General features: G+C 66.8%; 1 pseudogene. It reads right to left on the minus strand.

Annotated features, from left to right (window positions below):
- A pseudogene (locus ACOQFP_RS13240) lies at positions 1-223 on the minus strand (HNH endonuclease); the annotation flags it as partial.
- Positions 224-361 lie beyond the last annotated feature (138 nt).

Genomic DNA, 361 nt, shown 5'->3' on the forward strand with positions numbered 1-361 from the left:
AGAGGGCGGTGAGGAGTTTTTCGCCGGTGACGGCATCGAAGCCACCTTTCATGATCATTCGTCCGTTGAGGGTTTTCGAGGCGAAGAGTTCGTTGCGGTCGGTGTCCTCGGCGGGTGGGGTGGTGCCGCCGTAGAGGTCGAGCAAGCGGGTGATGGCTGCGCGTAGGGGTCCGGTGCGGGCTTCGGGTCCGGTCGCGGCGGTGATCAGCGCTGCTCGAGCCATGTCGGGGCCCTCGGGAGGGGGTCGTGGGGTGGGGTTTCGGCGAAGTCGAGGATGAGGGCGGCATGGTCGATGGACATGACGCCGGTGTTGACGGCGTCGGCGATGTCGGGGAAGTTCTTCAGTCCGCGGGCGAGGGCG

The sequence above is a fragment of the Rhodococcus sp. MALMAid1271 genome, from assembly GCF_049195265.1.
Classification (GTDB): Bacteria; Actinomycetota; Actinomycetes; order Mycobacteriales; family Mycobacteriaceae; genus Rhodococcoides.